The sequence below is a fragment of the Williamsia sp. D3 genome (genome assembly GCF_000506245.1).
In the GTDB taxonomy this organism is placed as follows: domain Bacteria; phylum Actinomycetota; class Actinomycetes; order Mycobacteriales; family Mycobacteriaceae; genus Williamsia; species Williamsia muralis.
Genome location: NZ_AYTE01000047.1, coordinates 242,421 through 260,869, shown reverse-complemented (window position 1 = coordinate 260,869; position 18,449 = coordinate 242,421). Strand labels below are relative to the sequence as shown.

Sequence of the window (18,449 nt, the reverse complement as noted above, 5' to 3'; positions counted from 1 at the left end):
TGGCACTCGCTAGCCTGTTACAAGCTTCGCCGGCCGACCGATACATCGAAGAAGCCGCAATGAAAAGAGGAACGCATGCCTGTCATCGCTGACAAAACCGGGATCAACAACGTCGGGATTCTCGGCATCGGCGCCTATCGGCCGGATCGCGTGGTCACCAACGCAGAGATCTGCGAGAAGATCGACTCCAGCGATGAATGGATTTACACCCGCACCGGAATCAAGACCCGGCGCTTCTGCGGGCCGGACGAGAACGTCACCACGATGGCCATCGATTCCGGACGCAAGGCCATTGCCAACGCGCTGCTGAGCGGTTCGGACATCGACGCCGTCATCGTCGCCACCAACACCCACCTGCTGCTCACCCCCGGTGCCGGCACCGCGGTTGCCACCGCGCTCGGCGCGAACGGCGTACCTGCCTTCGATGTCACCGTCGGATGCGCCGGATTCGGCTACGCGATGGGTATCGGTGCCGACATGATCCGCGGTGGCAGTGCGACCAACGTCCTTGTCATCGGGTCCGAGCAGCTGTCGATCGCGCTCGATATGACCGACCGCGGCAACTGCTTCATCTTCGGTGACGGCGCCGGCGCCGTTGTCCTCGGTGCCACCGAAACCCAGGGCGTCGGCCCGGTCATCTGGGGCAGCGACGGTTCGCAGTACGACGCGATCCGCCAGGACATCGACTGGCTCGAGTTCATCGAGGGTGACCGCAAACAGCGCCCCTACCTGCGAATGGAGGGCACCAGCGTCTTCCGCTGGGCGGCATTCGAGATGGGCAAGGCAGCTCAGCGGGCACTGGACGCCGCAAAGATCGATGCGCAGGAACTGGACGTCTTCGTCCCACACCAGGCGAACGCACGGATCAACGACCTGCTGGCCCGCGGCCTCAAACTCCGCGACGACGCTGTTGTCGCCGGCGACATCGAGACCACCGGCAACACCTCTGCCGCCTCGATCCCGCTGGCCATGGAAGACCTGCTGTCCAACGGCAAGGCCAAGCCAGGAGATACCGCACTGCTGCTCGGTTACGGCGCCGGCCTCAGCTACGCCGCGCAGGTGGTCACCCTCCCGCCGGTCCCGTTCGAGTAGCACCTCCACCGAGCGGGCCGCTTGGCGGTGGCGGCGATTGGTACCCGAACGCGCTGGTCTGTAGCCTTTTCTGAGTGAGTTCCGACCCGACCGCTACACCTGCCGAAACCCCTACCGCCAACAAGGCCGTGGTGGCCCGCGAGGTGGCCCGCCGTCGCACATTCGCGATCATCTCGCACCCGGATGCCGGTAAGTCGACGATGACCGAGGCGCTGGCCCTGCATGCGCGGATGATCAGCGAAGCGGGCGCCATCCACGGCAAAGCCGGCAGGCGCTCGACCGTGTCGGACTGGATGGAGATGGAGAAGGCTCGCGGTATCTCCGTGAGCTCGACCGCATTGCAGTTCAACTACCGCCTCGACAAGACCGGTAGCGGTGTCGACGAGGTCAATGTGATCAACCTCGTCGACACGCCCGGTCACGCCGACTTCTCCGAGGACACCTACCGGGTGCTCACGGCCGTCGATGCCGCCGTGATGCTCATCGATGCGGCCAAGGGACTCGAGCCGCAGACCCTGAAACTGTTCCAGGTGTGTCGCCACCGCGGCATTCCCATCATCACCATCGTCAACAAGTGGGACCGGCCGGGACGTACTCCCCTGGAGCTGATCGACGAGATCAGCGACCGCATCGGCCTGACCCCCACCCCCCTGTACTTCCCCGTCGGCATCGCCGGCGACTTCCGCGGATTGCTCGACCGGCGGACCGGCAAGTACATCCACTTCACACGCACCGCCGGTGGCGCGACGATCGCACCCGAAGAGCTCATCGAACCCGAGGACGCCCTCGCTCGCGAGGAGGACGACTGGACCACCGCGGTCGAGGAGAGCGAACTGCTCTCGGAGATGGGTCAGGACCATGACCAGGAGATGTTCCTGGCCGGCCAGACGTCGCCGATGATCTTCGCCTCCGCTGTGCTCAATTTCGGTGTACGCCAACTGCTTCAGGCCCTGATCGAGTTGGCACCGCCGCCCACGGGCCGCGAGGCGATCGATCACACGGTCCGCGAGGTCACCGACGCGTTCAGCGCCGTGGTCTTCAAGGTGCAGGCGGGCATGGATTCCTCGCATCGAGATCGACTGGCCTACATGCGCATCGTCTCGGGAGAGTTCGAGCGGGGCATGGTGGTCACCCACGCCCAAACCGGAAAACCGTTTGCCACCAAATACGCCCAAGCCGTGTTCGGCCGAGACCGCTCGACGGTGGACACCGCTTACCCCGGTGACGTGGTGGGTTTGGTCAATGCCATGGCGCTGGCCCCCGGCGACACCCTCTACTCGGGTCCGAAGGTTCAATTCCCGCCCATCCCCTCCTTTGCCCCCGAACACTTCTCGGTGTGCCGTGCCGAATCGGCAGGCAAGTACAAGCAGTTCCGCAAGGCCATCGACCAGCTCGACTCCGAAGGTGTTGTGCAGGTGCTGCGCAACGAGATTCGCGGCGATGCCTCCCCGGTGCTCGCCGCTGTCGGTCCGATGCAGTTCGAGGTCGTGACGGCGCGGATGAAGACCGAGTTCGGGGTCGAGACGAGCTTCCAGGGCCTGCCTTACCAGTTGGCCCGTCGGACCGACGCCGAGAGTGTGGACGAACTGAACCGGCAGCGAGGGGTGGAGGTGTTCACCCGCAGTGACGGGGCACTCCTGGCTCTCGTCAGCGACAAGTGGCGCCTGCAGTACATCGAGAAGGAACACGGCGACCTGACTCTCGAACCCCTGGTGGCGGCGGCAGATTGATGCGGTCACGGTTCCACCGGGTCGGGATGGCGGTCGCCGCATGCGCTCTGGTGACGGCCGGATGCGGTGGCCAGTCGAACTCGTCCGAGGACCCCGTGAGTTCATCGACGGTCGCGCCGACGCCGACGGCCCCGCAGAACGCCAGAGTCGCCGATGACCAGTGCCGATCGACCCCGCCGGCCGGCCCGATCGATCACAGTCTGCAGAGTCTCTCGTTCGCCACAGGCCAGGCCACGGTCGCGATCACGGGCGCCGAACCACAACAAGGCTGCTATCGCTTCGCGCGGTGGGGCAATGCCGATCCGGCGGTCCCGATCGACAGTCTGCTGTTCCTGTTCAAAGACGAAGGTTCCGACGGCGTCACCATCGACATGCTCGTCGGCGACCTGACCACCCGCACTGCACTCAATGCGCGGATCACGGTTGTCGTCGACGGGACCGCCTACGGGGCCGACACCTGTGCGACGACGGTGACCGCCCTGTCCAGCACCGCCGTCGCCGGTGAGTTCAACTGCCCGACCGCAACTCGCGTCTTCGGCAACCCTTTTGCTCCGCTCGACGACACCGAGCCCGAACCGAGCCAGTCGTCACCCTTGCCGACGGTCGCGGTGTCGGGTTGGTTCACCGTCGCTCCGGACGCGGGCTAGCGCGAGACGTCGAAAGCCGCCGATGTACCGGTGAAGCCGGTGATCGTGCCCGCCGGATTCTTCGAGTCGCCGAAGTAGCGGATGCGGAACCTGCCGGACGTCCCGGCAGGAATGTTCCAAAGGACGGTGATCACCGAGGTGTCGGTACTGCTGGCCGGTCGCGCCCAATGCATCTCGGTCGACCATGCGTTGTCGTCGTAGACCCGTTCCCACGTGCCGGCCGTCCACTGTTGCACTTCGACGTAGGTATCCGACGTACGCAGATTGTTGTTGGGGTGAGCACCGACGAACTCCACGGCCACCGTGCTCCCGGCTCGATGACGAGGCTCAGGACCCCTCAGTACGTCTCCGAAACGGTGCCCCGCGATCGGGACGTCCGAAGGTGGAGGCGGCACGAGATCCGGTTGAATGCCGGATTTGTTCAGAGGCGCCGGTCCCCGTCCGAGATCGGAACCCCTCGCCATGGCCCCGGCGAGGGCGTCGAAACTCTGCATGTACGCCGACAGTGTCCACCGGCCGAACTGCGTCTCCCCACCCTCGTACTGCTGTGACACATACTCTTCCGGGGTGGTGACGTACTGGCTGTACCCGTTGGCGAAGCCCTGCAGCAGTACGTTGTCCGCCGAGATCTGCAAGGCGTGTGCCACGACTTGCCGTACCCGGAGCCCTGAGACGATGGTGAACTCGGCAGGGGCAGCCGCAAGCACGAGATCGCCTATCCGGATGATCTGGACCGGCATGATCTGAGGTATCCATGGCCACGGTGGCAGCAGCCCCAAAGGAAACGCGATGAGCTTGGGAGCCTGCACGTCTCGCACCCATGGTGACACGTCGGCGTCGAGCCACCCACCGCGGCCACCAACGGATTGACCTGCCCCTCATAGAAGAACGGCAAGGGCTGTTCGAAGTTGTCCTCCGAGCTGGTTGCCACCGCGCCGGCGCCCATCATCGCCGGGCTGGTGCGCGCCGGCTTTCCATCTGGGGTGTACGTACCGTCGATGGCGACGTCGGAGAAGTCGACGTAGTGCACCACAGATTCCACCCCGGTGCGAGTCATCGGCGAGGCAGAGCGGGATGCCTCACGGCCCGCCTGATATTGCCGCTCACCGATGATGGCGCAGTTGGCCCGGTTGTCGGCCGTGGGTCCAGATGGACTGAACGGCACCAGATCGAGGTTTGGGGTCATGTCTCCGGCGTTGGTCTGCGGGAACGCCGCGATCACGCCCGGCTCATCACTCTCCCATCGGTGGCTGGCATAACCCTTGTTGTCCACCGTGATCAGGCGATTGTGGTCGGCGATCGAGGTTCCGTGCGTGGAGAACCAGGTGATCACGCCGATGTCCTTGCCTGCCTGCGCCAGCCGGAGCACGGTCACTGCTGGGTCGATGGCGGCGGGGAACGCATTCTTGTCTTGGGGCGGGTTCAGATCGAAGGCGACTCTTGAGCGCTGCGCGCTCGCATTGTGCAGCTCGGTTCGCCCCAGTTTCACCGTGCCGGGTGCAAGCGAGTCGTGTGCGCGGCAGATCGCCGCGAATATTCCGTTGACCTCGGCGTCGTAGGAGTTCTTCTTGAAGCCGAACGCGGCCAACGTATACGCGTAGTCCCAGGCGGTCCCGCCACACGAGTTGTGGTTGTGGGTGGCGTTGAGGTTGACGTTCTTCTCGGTGTACAGATCGCCGTACCGTGCCCGCAGCTTGGCCAGCACTCCGATGTGGATCGATTCGAACACGCACGAGGAGTCAGCCGTCACGAAGACCACCCGCTGACCCGAGGCGCTGTCTGCGATGATGTATGCCCTTGCGTGATAACGCATGTGCAATCCCGCGGCGACCTGCTGGGGCTGGGAGTAGCCCATCATTCCTTGGCCTGCCACCGCGCCCGTCATGTCGGCACGTCCGGCTCCCACGAGATAGCCGGTCTGCGCCGGTGCGGCCCCCGCTTGTGCGGAACCGAGCACTCGGGAGGCACCGACCGCCACGGTGGTCGCGGCGGCGCCGCCGAGAACGCGGCGTCGGGAGACTTCTGGTCCGTCGAACTTCATGGTCACCGATCCGTTGGTTCAGTCGCCGAGTACCGAGGCGAGGTAGGGGTTGACAAATACACGATCGGGATCGAAATCTTCACGCACACCGAGAAATTCACCGAACCGCGGATACACCGACCGGAGGTGCCGAGCGTCGCGGGTGTGCATCTTCCCCCAATGGGGGCGCCCACCGTGGTCGGCCATGATCCGTTCGACCTCGGCGAAGTAACCGTCCACCGGGTCTGCGTGATACCGGTGGACGGCAACGTACCCACTGTCCCGCCCACTCGCCGTCGACAGCATGAGGTCGTCTGCCGCCGCCGCACGAACCTCGATCGGGAAACTGACCCTGAACCCTCGCCGGTTGATCATGTCGCGTACCTCGTTCAGCGCCTGCGGTACCCGGTCCAGCGGGATCGCGTATTCCATCTCCCGGAATCGAACCCGACGAGGTGAGACGAAGACCTTGGTCGATGTATCCGTGTACGTCCGAGCCGACAACGCGTTCCCGGCCAGTGAATTGATCCTCGGAACCGCCGCAGGAAAGCGGGCCCCGACCTCACAGGTGGCGCGAAACAGCCCGTTGCTCACGACCTCGTCGTCGAGCAACCGTCGGACCACGCCCGGGCCGGACCTGGGTGTGTCAGGGGGAAGCCGGGTGTTGGTCTTCGTCAGCGCAAAGCCGGTGTGCGGGAACCAGTAGAACTCGTAGTGGTCGTGGAGCGCGACCTTCTCGAGGAACGAGTCGATGACGTCGTCCACCTGCTCCGGACCTTCCTGGGCGCGCAGGGTGAATGCGGGTACACACTGCAGTGTGACCTCGGTGATCACACCGAGTGCACCGAGCCCCAGCGCGACGGCCGAAAGCAGTTGAGGCTCCGAGGTATTCACTGTGCGGACGTCGCCCTCGCCCGTGACCAACTGCACTGCGGTGATCTGTGTGCTGATCCCACCGTGGCGCAGGCCGGTGCCATGGGTCCCCGTTGATGTTGCACCCGAGATCGTCTGGGCATCTACGTCGCCGAGGTTCGCCATGGCCAACCCGTACGGCGCGAGAAGACCGGGGATCTCGCGCAAGGTGGTGCCCGCTCGCAGTGTCGCCCGGCCGGTGGCCGTGTCGACGGCGACGAGTCCGCGTTGACCTGACATGTCCAGCTGAATCTCTGGAGCAATCGCGATGGCACTGAAGCTGTGCCCCGACCCCACGGCCTTGACGGTCACACCGTTGGTACGAGCTCTCGCCACCACATCGGCAACTTCATCGGTGTCTCGTGGCGTCACCACCTCGGCCGGGTTCACCGATTCCGTCCGGCCCCAATTCCGCCACACCGCCGTCACAGAAAGCACTTCCCTTCGCCGCGATAGGTCGGCAGTTCACCGACCACCTTGCCACCGTCGACCACGAGGATCGAGTTGACGTGTTCACTCAGTTCGCCGGACTTGGTGTGCCGCATCCACACCCGGTCGCCGACCCGCATCTGTTGTGCTGCCTTGCCGGTCAGTGGCGTCTGCACTTCCCCGGCCGCCTCGCGCTGCAGGTAGTCGAGTCCTGCCGGCCACACCGGCAGCGGCAACCGGTCCCGGGCCGGCGGTCCGGACGCCACCCACCCACCGCCCAGGCACGTGACGATGCCCCGTGCCGGGACGCGAACAACCGACAAGCCGAACGACATGGCCGGCGCCGGCTTGAAATAGGCATAGTTGTCGAACAGGTGGCCGCCGAAGAAACCACTACCTGCAGCGATGTCCGTGATGGACGGGTCGGTGGCGGTGACCTCGATCGAACCGGTCCCCCCGGCGTTGACGAACTCGAGGTCCGCGATCGTGCGCAGGGCATCGACCACCCGCCCCCGCCGATCGATCAACTCGGCCATCGACCGCCGCTGCATCTCGGTGATCATCTTGTTACGCAGGCGCTTGCGCGGAATTGCATCGCCCACACCGGCCACCTGGGCCTCGTAGGACATCACTCCGACCAACCTCACACCAGGCCGCGCAGCCACCTCGTGCGCGAGCCGTTTGGCTTGCGCAGCCGTGCGAATCGGCGATCGCCGAACACCGATGTGGCCGAGCAGTCGGGAGGAGTAGGACGCGTCGAGGTCGATGGCGACCCTGACGTCAGCAGCGCCCGGTGGCACCGCACGCGCGATGAAGTCGAGGTGGTCCACCGAATCGACCAGGAGGGTGACCCTCTCGGCCGCCACCGGGTCCGTCGACAGTTTCGCGATCGCATGCGCATTGGCTGTCGGATATCCCACCAGTACGTCGGTCACAGCCGCCTCGGTGGCGAGCCAATGGGCTTCGGCGACGTCGTAGGCCAGTACACCGGCGAAGCCATCGGTGGCCAGGATTTCACTGATCACCGAACGCACCCGCAACGATTTGGAGGCGATCCGAATCGGCACTCCGCCGGCTCGCGCACGCAGGTCTGCCACGTTGTGCCGTAGCGCCGTCAGTTCGAGTACTGCCACCGGCCCGTCGGGCGCGCCGTGGTCGCGCACTGCCTGATCGATGGCACGCCAGTATCTTTCAGGTTCTGCCGCCCACGGCCACTCCGGTCGCATCACGGCTCCGTCCAGTCCGAGCTCGGTCATCGCACACTCCGGACCCGGAGCACCGACAGACCGCCGAGTATCCCGAAGAACGCCGACGCGACGAACAGCCCGGTGAACCCGGACGTGAGGTGGACGATGAAGGCCCCGAGCAGTGGGCCCAGCGCTTGGGGCACGGCCATCGCGATGTTCATGATCCCCAGATCCTTTCCGTAGTGGTCGGCGTCGGGCAGCACTTGCGTGGCCAGCGCTTGGTCGACGGCGAGGAAACATCCGAATCCCGCACCCAGCAACGCGGCCGCGACGATCGTTGTGGCGAGGCCCGGAACCAGCGCGATCACGAGTGCAGCAGCGCCTTGGAGCACACCGGCAACGAGAACAAACGGCTTGCGCCTCCCGATCCGGTCACTCAGGGCGCCGGATCCGACCGCGAACGCGATGACGAACACCATGTAGACCGCGGTGAGAGCCAGCAGTGACTCTTCGGGCTCGGACACCTCGAGCCCGAACTGGAGGTAGAAGAACAACAGCGATGTCCCGAGCGCATTGCCGATGTTGACGAGCACCCGTCCCAGCAGTGTCCAGCCGAAGTCCGGTTGTTCGCGCGGCGAGATCCACAGCTCGGCGAACAGCGCGCCCACACTCAGGCGTCGTGACGCGACCGATTGCACGGGAGGGTCAGGAACCCAAAGGACAAAGGGCACAACGAGCACGACGAGCAGCAGCGCCAGCAAGGTATACCCCGCGACGTAGTGTGCGCCCACCGCGGTGAGCACAGCGATACCGGCGATGGTGCCGATCGCCTGCGGCGCCGACACCCAGCTCGACACCACCCCGCGCTGCTCGACCGGCACCTGGTCACTGATCAGTGCGGTCAGTGCCGCTGCGGCCATGCTGAAGCCGGTCAGCGCCAGGCACCAGAAGAGGGCCAGCCCCCAGTAGGTGTGCTGCGGGCCCAGCAGAACAAGCGCGGCCGCGAAGACCGCCGTGCCGGCGAGGATCCAGGGGCGCCTGCGGCCGAATCGTCCGGTGGTCCGGTCACTCAGGGCGCCGGCGAGCGGAAACGCCACCAGAGCGCACACCGCCGACATCCCGGAGATGGTTCCGAATGTGGTGACGCTTCGTTCCCAGTTGCTCTGCTGCAGTACGTCTCCCACGCCCAGCCAGTCATTGATCTGTTCGGGCAGCGCCAACTGGAACGGCGCAAGCTGCGCCATCCAGATACCCACCCAGGCCAGCGCGAACAGCGCCACCCACCGTCTCGACACCCTGGGCTGCGTCGTGATGGTCACGGCGACACCAGATGTGAACGCAACATGGTCACGGTGGCATCGATGATCCGCTCTGCGATCTCACGGTTGCCGGTGTTGAGGTACGCCAACGTCAGACCATCGGTGGCCGCGACCACCAGCGGTGCGAGATGGCTGGGCGGGGTGGCCCATTCGACATGCATCGCTTCGGCTGCCGCTTCCAGCGTCGTCTGCGCTATTTCGTAGTACCGGTCGTAGAGGCGTTGCGCGAAGTGTTCGAGACCTTTTGTGCGCCTGGCGTATTGCGCCAGTGTGATCATCGCCGATTCACGCCCGGGGTCGGCAATGATGCTCTCGAGATACGACATCAGTCCGGCTTTGAGGAGCTCGCCGATGTCGGCCGGCAGAACCCATTCGGCTGCTTGTTCGGCCCCAGCACCCTCGGTCCTAGCACCTTCGGTGCGACGCTCGGAATCGTCCGGCCCGGAGTCGACAGGCCCAGAATCAGGCCCGGGGCGCGGCGACGGAGGACTCAGGGGCGCGATGAAGGTGGCGAGTTCGTCGGAGGTTCCACGCGCCACCAACTCGGCAAGTAGTTCGTCGCGCGATTCGAACGCGTAGTGGAAACTGGCGAGTGACATCGAGGCAGCAGCACTGATCCGCCGGGTGGTAGCGGCTTCGACCCCGTGCTCGGCGATCACCCGGAAAGCGGCCTGGACCAGCAGATCTCTGCGGGTCTCCACGGACATCCTCGCCACGGACCACCCTTTCGCCACCGAGTGAGTGGGTCAGATGACCCACTCGTGGTGTCGAGAGTATGGCACGGGATGTCACCGCGCTGTACGAATGGCCAGGTCGACCAGAATCAGCATGGTCACGCACAACTCACCGCCGCGGGGTCGGACTCGACCTCCGGTCAGGTGAGCGCTAGCCGACGATGCGGGCGACCACTGCTGGATCCACATCGGCGAGGTCGGCCGGGTCGAACCGCGGGTTTCGATCCTTGTCCACCAGCACGGCCCGGACCCCTTCGGCGAAGTCGTGAGTGCGGGTGATCTGTTCGGCGGCGTTGAGCTCTCGTTCGAGGCACTGATCAAGTGTTGAGCGGCTACCGAGGTCGATCATGGCAGCCGTCACGGCAAGGCTGGTGGGTGATGCCTTGTCGAGCAGGGCAACCATCTCGGTGGCCCATTCGTCGATCACCGCGCCGCGCAACCCGCCGACGATCGCCTCGATCGGGTCGTCGCTGAAGTACTCGGCGATCTTCGCCAGCGGCAGCTCGGTCCCGGTGACGGGCTCCGCGCGTCCCGACAACGCCTGTCCCAGCGGCACTCCCGAGCGGATGTCATCCGCCAGGCCCTCGAACAGATCGCTCGGCACGAAGTGGGTGGCCAGGCCGAGCGCCACCGCGTCCGCGCCACGCACCCGCGCGCCGGTGAGGCCCAGCCAGAGCCCGACGCCGGCAGGCAGTCGCGGCAAAAAGTAGGTGGATCCGATGTCCGGGATGAACCCGATTGCCGTCTCGGGCATTGCGATCATGGCCTTTTCACTGACCACGCGAACCTCACCGTGCACACTGATGCCGAGTCCGCCACCCATCGCAGCACCGTCGATCAGCGCGACATAAGGCTTGGGGTACTCGGCGATCAGCTGGTCCAGCTCGTATTCTGCGCTGAAATACCGTGTGACAGAAGCGTGGTCGCCGGCAACGGCGGCGTCCCGGATCGCACGGATGTCGCCACCTGCGCAGAATGCCCGGTCGCTGGCCGAGGTGACCAGCACGAGTTCGATGGCCGGATCGTCAGCCCACGCCGTGAGGACGGGAAACATGTCGTCCACCATCGTCTGGTCCAGGGCATTGAGCGCCTTGGGGCGGTCGAGGATGATCTCGCCGACCCCACCTGAGACCTGTGTACGGATGAACGACATCGATTCCTCCTTCTCAGCCGACCTGGTCGGCGAGTTCCATCCATGACTCCTCGGCCGCTTCCCGCTCTGCGACAACGTCTTTGAGCTCAGCATTGAGCTTCATCAACTGGTCTGCATCGGTTGCGGCCGCGGCCAGCAGTTCGTGCAGGTGCTTCTCGCGGTCGACCAACCGCACCACCTGCTTCTCCAGGCGTTTGAGCGACTTCTGCATGTCTCGCTCGCTGCCGGAGCCCTTTGCAGCACCGGCACCCGTTGCCGGGGTCGTGCCGGGGCGTGACGGGGCCGCCGAGGTCGGTGCCGGTCCGGCCGCGAGCTTCTTGAGGTACTGCTCGATGCCGCCCGGCAGGTTGGTCAGTCGGCCGTCACCGAACAGTGCCCAGGTGCTCTCGCAGATCCGCTCGATCAAGAACCTGTCGTGACTGATGACCACGAGCGTGCCCGCCCAGTTGTCGAGCAGATCTTCCAGTTGCTGCAACGTGTCGATGTCGAGGTCGTTGGTGGGCTCGTCGAGCAGCAGCACATTGGGCTGCGCCATCAAGACTCGGGTCAACTGCAGTCGGCGACGTTCCCCACCGGAGAGATCACCGACCGGCGTGCGCTGCTTGGCCGGGGTGAAGCCCAACCGTTCGGCCAACTGGCCGGCCGATATCTCCTTGTCACCCAGGGTGATCCGGCCCGCCACATCTTCGACCGCCTCGATCACGCGCATGTCGACGGGCAGGTCGTCGAGTTCCTGGCGCAGCCAGCCGATCGAAACGGTCTGACCTTCGATCCTCTTGCCCGCGGCAGGCGGTGTCTCACCGGCCAGTGTGCGGAGCAGGGTTGTCTTACCCGAGCCGTTGATACCGACGAGTCCGATCCGCTCCCCCGGCGCCAGGCGCCAGGTGAGGTCGTCGAGCAGGACGCGTCCGTCCGGGGTCGTCAGGCGTGCATCTTCCAGCTCGATGACAACCTTGCCGAGTCGCCGTTTGGCAAAACTGGCCAACGCCACCGAATCTCGCGGTGGCGGCACATCGGCGATCAGCTTTTCCGCGGCCTGGATCCGGTACTTCGGCTTCGACGTGCGAGCCGGGGGGCCACGCCGCAGCCAGGCGAGTTCTTTCCGGGCCAGGTTCTGCCGGCGTTCCTCGGCAGCGTCGGACAACCGCGACCGTTCCGCGCGGGCATACACCCAGTCGTTGTAACCGCCTTCGTAACTCTCGACGTTGCCGTTCTGCACCTCCCATGTCTGGGTGGCGACGCGGTCGAGGAACCACCTATCGTGCGTGACCACCACGAGTGCACTGCGCCGCGAGACCAGATGGTCTGCGAGCCAGGCAATGCCCTCGAGGTCGAGGTGGTTGGTGGGCTCGTCGAGGATCAACAGGTCGAGGTCCTGGACCAGTGCGGCCGCCAGTGCGACCCGGCGCCGCTGTCCACCCGAGAGGTCGGTCACCAGAGTGTCCAGACCCAGTGCGCCGATGCCGATTCCGGCCAGCACCGAACGGATCCGGGCGTCGCCGGCCCATTCGTGTTCGGCCACATCGAGGGGTCCGAGCACAACCTGGCCGATGGTTTCCTCCGGCGGCAGATGTCCGCGCTGGGTCACCACCGCCATCCGCAGACCGGTACCCCTTGCGACACGGCCTTCGTCGGGGGGTTCGATACCGGCCAGGATCTCCAACATCGTGGTCTTGCCACCACCGTTGAGGCCGACGACCCCGATCCGGTCGCCTTCCTGCACACCGAGGCTCACCTTCTCGAGCAGCGGCTTCACCCCGAACGACTTGCTGATGTTCTCGACGCTGATGAGGTTCGCGCCGTTCGTCTTTCGTGCTGCGGTGGTCATGCGGCCCCTTCGATCAGGCGGGCGCCGGCAACCGGTCCGGATGCGGTCCGGACTGCGCGGCACACCCCGGCTCCCGACAACTCGGCGGCGGTGGTCACGGCGGACGTCTCATCGGCACACAGGAACGCGCAGGTCGGTCCGGACCCGGACACGATTCCGGCCAGCGCCCCGGCGTCGACGCCTGCGCGCAGTGTCCTACGAAGCGCCGGTCGCATCGACAGCGCGGCCGGTTGCATGTCGTTGTGCAGCAAGGCCGCCACGCGCACGGGGTCCCCCGACGCCAGCGCCTGCAAGAGTTCGTCGGGCGATTCGGTGTAGGTGCCGGTGTCCTCTTCTGAGGAATACGACCTACGGAGTTGATCGAGTTCGCGGTACACGGCGGCGGTACTGAGTCCTTCCTTGGCCACGGCCAGCACCCAGTGGTACTCGCCGCGTGAGAGCACGGTGGTCAATTTCTCGCCACGCCCCGTGCCGAGCGCGGTACCGCCCCGCACCGCAAACGGGACGTCGCTGCCCAGTTCGGCCGCGAGGTCGCGCATCTTGTCGCGACCGATGTCCAGTCGCCACAACCGTGCCAAGGCCACCAGTGTCCCGGCAGCATCCGCGCTTCCCCCGGCCATCCCGCCGGCGACGGGAATCCCCTTGGTGATGCTGATGGCGACAGCGGGCTCGCGACCGGCCACCCGGGCCATCAGCTCCGCCGCGCGCCAGGCGAGATTGGTTGCATCGAGCGGTACCGCGCCGGCGCTGTCGCCGGTGACGGTGATCGCCAGGTCGTCGGCCGGGACCACCGAGATGGTGTCCGACAGCGAGAGCGCCTGGAAGACGGTGGTCAATTCGTGATAGCCGTCACGACGCGGCAAACCCACCCCCAGGTGCAGATTCACCTTGGCAGGCACCCGAACGGTGACGGGGCGTGGGACGACAGACAACACGGTGTTCAAGTCTATGCGGCCCTCCTAATCGAGTTGCGCGGCGAGCGCGACGTAGTCCTCGATGGCCAGCCGCTCACCGCGCAGACCTGGGTCGATCCCGGCGGCGACCAGCATGCTCTCTGCCTGTGCGGCAGAGCCGGCGAGTCCCGAGAGGGCGGCACGTAATGTCTTGCGTCGCTGGGCGAAAGCCGCATCGATCACCGAGAACACCCGACGTCGATGTACTTCGTCGATCGGCCACGGCGCCTGGGCGTATCGGCGGATCCGCACGAGTCCCGATTCCACCTTGGGTTCGGGCCAGAACACGCTGCGCCCCACGGTTCCGGCCTGCCCGACCTCTCCGAAGAAGCGCGCCTTGACGCTGGGGACCCCGTAGACGCGGCCACCTGGCCCCGCGGCGAGCCGTTGGGCCACTTCGAGTTGCACCATCACCAGGGCCGAGGTGATGCTCGGGAACTCCGACATCAGGTGCAGCAGAACCGGCACCGCGACGTTGTACGGGAGGTTGGCGACCAGCGCGGTGGGCGCCTGCGGGAGATCGGCTGCCGTGACCCGCAGTGCGTCGGCGGTGACAACGGTGAGTTCACCTGCCTGATCGGGCGCGCGGTCGGCGACAGTGCCGGGCAGACGACCGGCGAGGCGAGGGTCGATCTCGACGGCGAGCACCGATCGTGCCGCGCCGAGCAACCCCAGGGTCAGCGAGCCGAGCCCCGGGCCGACCTCCAGGGCGACGTCATCGCCTCCGACTCCTGACGCCGCGACGATCCGCCGCACGGTGTTCGCGTCGTGAACGAAGTTCTGCCCCAGCGTCTTGGTGGGCCGGATGTCGAGAGCGGCTGCGAGTTCCCGGATTTCGACGGGTCCGAGCAACGCGGGCGAGTTCGTCAGAGCGCTGCCCGATCAACGGGTGCCTGCGCGGTCAGCGCAAGCCGAGTTTCGAGGAACAAGAGGGCCACGCGCCCCATCCTTGCGCGGCCTGGGTCTTGGTGGCAATTGCGATCTGTTCTTCACGGGTCGCGAGGTCGGCACGTGGGGCGTATTCCTGCCCACCCCAGCGGTCCCAGGTGTTCTGGTCGAACTGCACGCCACCGTAAAAGCCGTTGCCGGTGTTGATCGCCCAGTTACCGGTGGCCTCGCACTGCGCCAACGCATCCCACACCGAGCCCGGCGGCACGTACGGCGCACCCGGTTTGGTGCCCACGGCAACTTCTGCGGCAACCGGTTCGACCTTGACCTCGGCATCGACCTGCTTCTTCGCGGTCTCCTTGCCGTTGACCGTCGTCACCTCGTAGGTGACCTCTTGCGAACCGGGGGTACCCGGCTTCTTGACGACCTTGCGGTCTTTGACGAGGTTCGGGTCGTCGACCTTGTTCTCGGGCGGCGCGACGGGTTCGGTGACGGTGATCGTCTCGGTGCGGATACGCGTCACCGTGATGTCCATGTTGTTGGTCACCGGGGTGTCGGGCGCCGGTGTCACCTCATCGGTGGGGGCAAGAGGCTTACCCGTGTCCGCGAGGAGTTCGGCGACGGTCTTGGCCGCGATGTCCTTGGTGACCTTCTCGGATCCGTCGGTCAGGTGCACCTTCTTGGGCAGCACCACGTTCACCAGGCCGCCGGAGACGGGGAGCTGGTCGGTGGTGGGGCCTTCGATCTCGATCGAGTCCGATACCAGGTTCACCTGCGCCAGTGCCTGCTCGACGGTGGTGGCGTTGGTCTTGATCTCCCGGGGGCTGCCGTCGACGTTCACGGTCAGGGTCTTGAGCCGGTGGAACGTGATGGTCTCACCGTCGCCGACACCCGCGTCCGGGGCCGGCTGGACCAGATCTCCACCAGACGGGTCGTAGCCCTGTTCCTGGAGGATGCCCTCGACGGAGGTGCGCATCGTGGCCACCGTCTTGAGCTCCCCGTCTACGTCGATGGTGACGTTCTTGTACATCGCGGTGCCCATGATGCCGCCGGCGATGAGCACGATGAGCAGAAGGGCGACAGCGATACGCGGGGTGCGGGAGGTCGACGAGTTGATACGAGAGAGCACAGACATGATCACGTTAAGATAACGGGATGGTGTGTTTTGTGCAAAGCGACAGGTAAAAGGCCTGCTCAGGCCGTTGTTCAGATGTTGAGACCGTAGGCCCTCGCGGCGTTGGCAGTGATAGCCCCGGCGACCTCAGCGGCGTCCTGTCCTCGCACCTCCGCCAGCGCTCGCGCGGTGTACGGGAGCACGTACGACTGGTTCGGCTGCCCGCGGTACGGGTGCGGGGTCAGGAAGGGCGCGTCCGTCTCGATCAGCAGCAGGTGGTCCGGCACCAACTTGGCAGCCGCCTGCAACGTGATGGAATTCTTGAAACTGACCGTCCCGGCGAAACTCAGCAGATAGCCCCGCTCGATGCACTCAGCCGCTATCTGCTCGTCTCCCGAGAAGCAGTGCATGATCACCGTGTCCGGCGCCCCCTCCCGAGCAAGCATGTCCAGCAGATCCCGATCGGCCTCACGATTGTGGATCATCAACGGCTTGCCGACCCTCTTTGCGAGGTCGATGTGCCAGGCGAACGCCTCGTGTTGTTGCGGCACCGTGGCGCAGTCGTCCGATCGACCCGGCCAGTAGTAGTCGAGGCCGGTCTCCCCGACCGCGACGACCCTGGGATCGGTGAGCATCTGCTCGAGCTCCGCCTTGGCGGCGTCGTCCAGCTCATGGGCGTGGGTGGGGTGCAGGGCCACCGCGGCGTACGCCCGCTGGTCCCACTGTGCTGCGGAAACTGCCCAGCGGGCGTCGACCATGTCATCGGCAACCGTGACCACCGCCCGCACGCCGACGGATTCGGCGTGGTCGAGGATGGCGGTCACCGAATCGACGTCGCGGCCGCCACAGGCAGCCAGGTGGGTGTGGGAATCGATCAACGGTGCAAGGGGCTCGGGATCCGGCGGCGGGGTCCGGCGACGCTGCTTCTTCAACTCCTTGTTGCTGACCGAGGAGTCGTTGCCGTCGGTGATGTTTCCGTCAGGGGTATTGCCGTCAGGGGTATTGCCGTCAGGGGTGGTGCTCTGGTGGTCTGCCATCGCTACAGGTCCACCTCGCCGCTGATGACGGTGGCACTGCGGCCACCGACCCAGATGTCGGTGCCGTCATCGTCGATGTAGACCCGGCCCGCCCGGCCGAGCACGGTCCCCTGCGAGGCCACGTACGACGCCGATACCTGCTGCTCACCGCGCAGCCACGTCGCGAGGCCGGCATTGAGACTCCCCGTCACCGGATCCTCGGGCGCGGCGACCCCCGGGATGAACGCCCGGACCTCAAAATCCGGCCGATCGGCGGGCATGGGCACATCTCCCCGATACGGGCCGATCACACCGACGTTGAGCGACCCGAGTGCATCAAAATCCGGGCGGACATCGAGTACTCGCTGCGCGGAGGTGAGCATCAGGCCGATCCACCGTGGCCCGTTGTCCACCCAGTTCGAGGCGACCACATCGGACGGCGCGAGCCCCAGGGCTTTGTGGATCGTGGCCAGATCCGAGTTGTCGACAGCCCCCGACCGGACCAGCGGAGGACTCGCGAAAGCCAGGCGGTCACCGTCGGACCTGATCGTGACCAGCCCGGCGCCGCACTCCTGAACGATGTTGTCGCCCTTGGGGACTCCACCCGCACGCAACCAAGCGTGAGCTGACCCGAGGGTGGGGTGACCGGCGAACGGTAGCTCTTCGGCGGTGGTGAAGATGCGCAGCTTGTCCGCCGCCGGGTCGTCAGGGGTCTGGAAGAACGTCGTCTCCGCCAGATTCGTCCAGTTCGCGAAGGCCGCCATCGACGCATCGGTCAAGCCGTCGGCGTCGAAGACGACGGCGACAGCGTTCCCCGAGAGGGATCCGGACACGAAGACGTCGACTTGCTGGAAGGGGCGCAGGGGCATGTGTGAATTGTGCCCTGGTCGTTTTACCGTTTTCCAATGGATATAGACATGGGCCGTGATGGCGGGACCCGGACGGACATCGAGACCCGGCCGGCCGACGACTCCGATGTGCAGCGCTTGGTCGCCGCTGCCGTCGCCGAGCTGAATGTCCGCTACCCCGGTGACGTGGAGCTCGAACCCCTTCCCACGACCGGCGACCACTTCGTGGCCGTTGTCGACGGAGTAGCGGTTGGTGTTGTCGTCTTGATCGGTGTGCGCCCTGGACTCGACGAGGTCAAGCGGCTGTACGTCGAGCCCGGGCAGCGCGGGCGAGGCGTGGCGCGGTCACTGATGAATGCACTCGAGCATCGGGCGAACACACGTGGGACCAACGTGGTCCGGCTCGAGACCGGCACCCGCCAACCGGAGGCGATGGCGCTGTACGAGTCGTTGGGGTACTCCCTCATCGAGAACTACTGCCATTACGCGGGCAGCCCGTTGAGCCGCTGCTACGCGAAATCCCTGCGGTCCGACGACGAGACTTCACCCTCCGCCCGCGGGGCCGGGTACTAAGGTCGT

At 65.8% G+C, this 18,449-nt stretch carries 15 protein-coding genes and 1 pseudogene; 4 read left to right on the top strand and 12 right to left on the bottom strand.

Annotated elements, in window-relative coordinates:
- The first annotated feature begins 75 nt into the window (after window positions 1–75).
- From W823_RS54465 to W823_RS54455, 3 genes are all read left to right on the top strand, one after another.
- Window positions 76–1,092 carry a beta-ketoacyl-ACP synthase III gene (locus W823_RS54465; RefSeq protein ID WP_023962911.1) on the top strand — a complete coding sequence of 339 codons (1,017 nt, stop codon included), beginning with the start codon at window positions 76–78 and terminating at the stop codon, window positions 1,090–1,092.
- A gap of 128 nt (window positions 1,093–1,220) precedes the next feature.
- Entirely contained in the window at window positions 1,221–2,822 is a 1,602-nt protein-coding gene (locus W823_RS54460) for a peptide chain release factor 3 (RefSeq protein ID WP_038254645.1), read from the top strand.
- Window positions 2,822–3,469 (top strand): hypothetical protein, encoded by a 648-nt coding sequence (locus W823_RS54455; RefSeq protein WP_023962906.1) that lies wholly within the window; start codon window positions 2,822–2,824, stop codon window positions 3,467–3,469. Before W823_RS54460 ends, W823_RS54455 begins: the two co-directional genes overlap by 1 nt.
- Here the strand turns inward: W823_RS54455 and W823_RS54450 are convergent.
- The 12 genes and pseudogenes from W823_RS54450 to W823_RS54395 form a co-directional block, all read right to left on the bottom strand.
- Window positions 3,466–5,510 (bottom strand): annotated as a pseudogene (locus W823_RS54450) (neutral/alkaline ceramidase). The gene W823_RS54455 and the pseudogene W823_RS54450 overlap by 4 nt on opposite strands.
- A gap of 18 nt (window positions 5,511–5,528) precedes the next feature.
- A complete protein-coding gene (locus W823_RS54445) occupies window positions 5,529–6,839 on the bottom strand; it encodes a D-arabinono-1,4-lactone oxidase (RefSeq protein ID WP_031333556.1) in 1,311 nt (436 codons plus the stop codon).
- On the bottom strand, window positions 6,827–8,086 hold the full coding sequence (locus tag W823_RS54440) for an alanine racemase (RefSeq protein WP_023962902.1): 1,260 nt from the start codon (window positions 8,084–8,086) through the stop codon (window positions 6,827–6,829). Before W823_RS54440 ends, W823_RS54445 begins: the two co-directional genes overlap by 13 nt.
- Window positions 8,083–9,336: an MFS transporter gene (locus tag W823_RS54435; protein WP_023962900.1), complete on the bottom strand. Its 1,254-nt coding sequence runs from the start codon at window positions 9,334–9,336 to the stop codon at window positions 8,083–8,085. The genes W823_RS54440 and W823_RS54435 overlap by 4 nt, the downstream gene beginning before the upstream one ends.
- Complete coding sequence (locus tag W823_RS54430; RefSeq protein ID WP_031333554.1) at window positions 9,333–10,043, bottom strand: TetR/AcrR family transcriptional regulator; 711 nt, start codon at window positions 10,041–10,043, stop codon at window positions 9,333–9,335. Before W823_RS54430 ends, W823_RS54435 begins: the two co-directional genes overlap by 4 nt.
- A gap of 178 nt (window positions 10,044–10,221) precedes the next feature.
- Entirely contained in the window at window positions 10,222–11,223 is a 1,002-nt protein-coding gene (locus tag W823_RS54425; protein WP_023962896.1) for an enoyl-CoA hydratase/isomerase family protein, read from the bottom strand.
- 13 nt (window positions 11,224–11,236) lie between these two features.
- Complete coding sequence (locus W823_RS54420; protein ID WP_023962894.1) at window positions 11,237–13,051, bottom strand: ABC-F family ATP-binding cassette domain-containing protein; 1,815 nt, start codon at window positions 13,049–13,051, stop codon at window positions 11,237–11,239.
- On the bottom strand, window positions 13,048–13,986 hold the full coding sequence (locus W823_RS54415) for a 4-(cytidine 5'-diphospho)-2-C-methyl-D-erythritol kinase (protein WP_023962892.1): 939 nt from the start codon (window positions 13,984–13,986) through the stop codon (window positions 13,048–13,050). Before W823_RS54415 ends, W823_RS54420 begins: the two co-directional genes overlap by 4 nt.
- 24 nt (window positions 13,987–14,010) lie before the next feature.
- Entirely contained in the window at window positions 14,011–14,874 is an 864-nt protein-coding gene (gene rsmA / locus W823_RS54410) for a 16S rRNA (adenine(1518)-N(6)/adenine(1519)-N(6))-dimethyltransferase RsmA (RefSeq protein ID WP_031333552.1), read from the bottom strand.
- Window positions 14,875–14,905: 31 nt separating this feature from the next.
- Window positions 14,906–16,027, bottom strand: a complete 1,122-nt coding sequence (locus W823_RS54405; protein ID WP_031333550.1) for a resuscitation-promoting factor — start codon at window positions 16,025–16,027, stop codon at window positions 14,906–14,908.
- Between the two features lie 71 nt (window positions 16,028–16,098).
- The gene (locus tag W823_RS54400) at window positions 16,099–17,043 is read right to left on the bottom strand and encodes a TatD family hydrolase (protein WP_023962888.1); all 945 of its coding nucleotides are present in this window, start codon (window positions 17,041–17,043) and stop codon (window positions 16,099–16,101) included.
- A gap of 2 nt (window positions 17,044–17,045) precedes the next feature.
- A complete protein-coding gene (locus tag W823_RS54395) occupies window positions 17,046–17,891 on the bottom strand; it encodes a PhzF family phenazine biosynthesis protein (RefSeq protein WP_023962887.1) in 846 nt (281 codons plus the stop codon).
- Between the two features lie 36 nt (window positions 17,892–17,927).
- Here W823_RS54395 and W823_RS54390 point away from each other — a divergent pair, with 36 nt between their 5' ends.
- Window positions 17,928–18,443 carry a GNAT family N-acetyltransferase gene (locus tag W823_RS54390; protein WP_200866417.1) on the top strand — a complete coding sequence of 172 codons (516 nt, stop codon included), beginning with the start codon at window positions 17,928–17,930 and terminating at the stop codon, window positions 18,441–18,443.
- Window positions 18,444–18,449 lie beyond the last annotated feature (6 nt).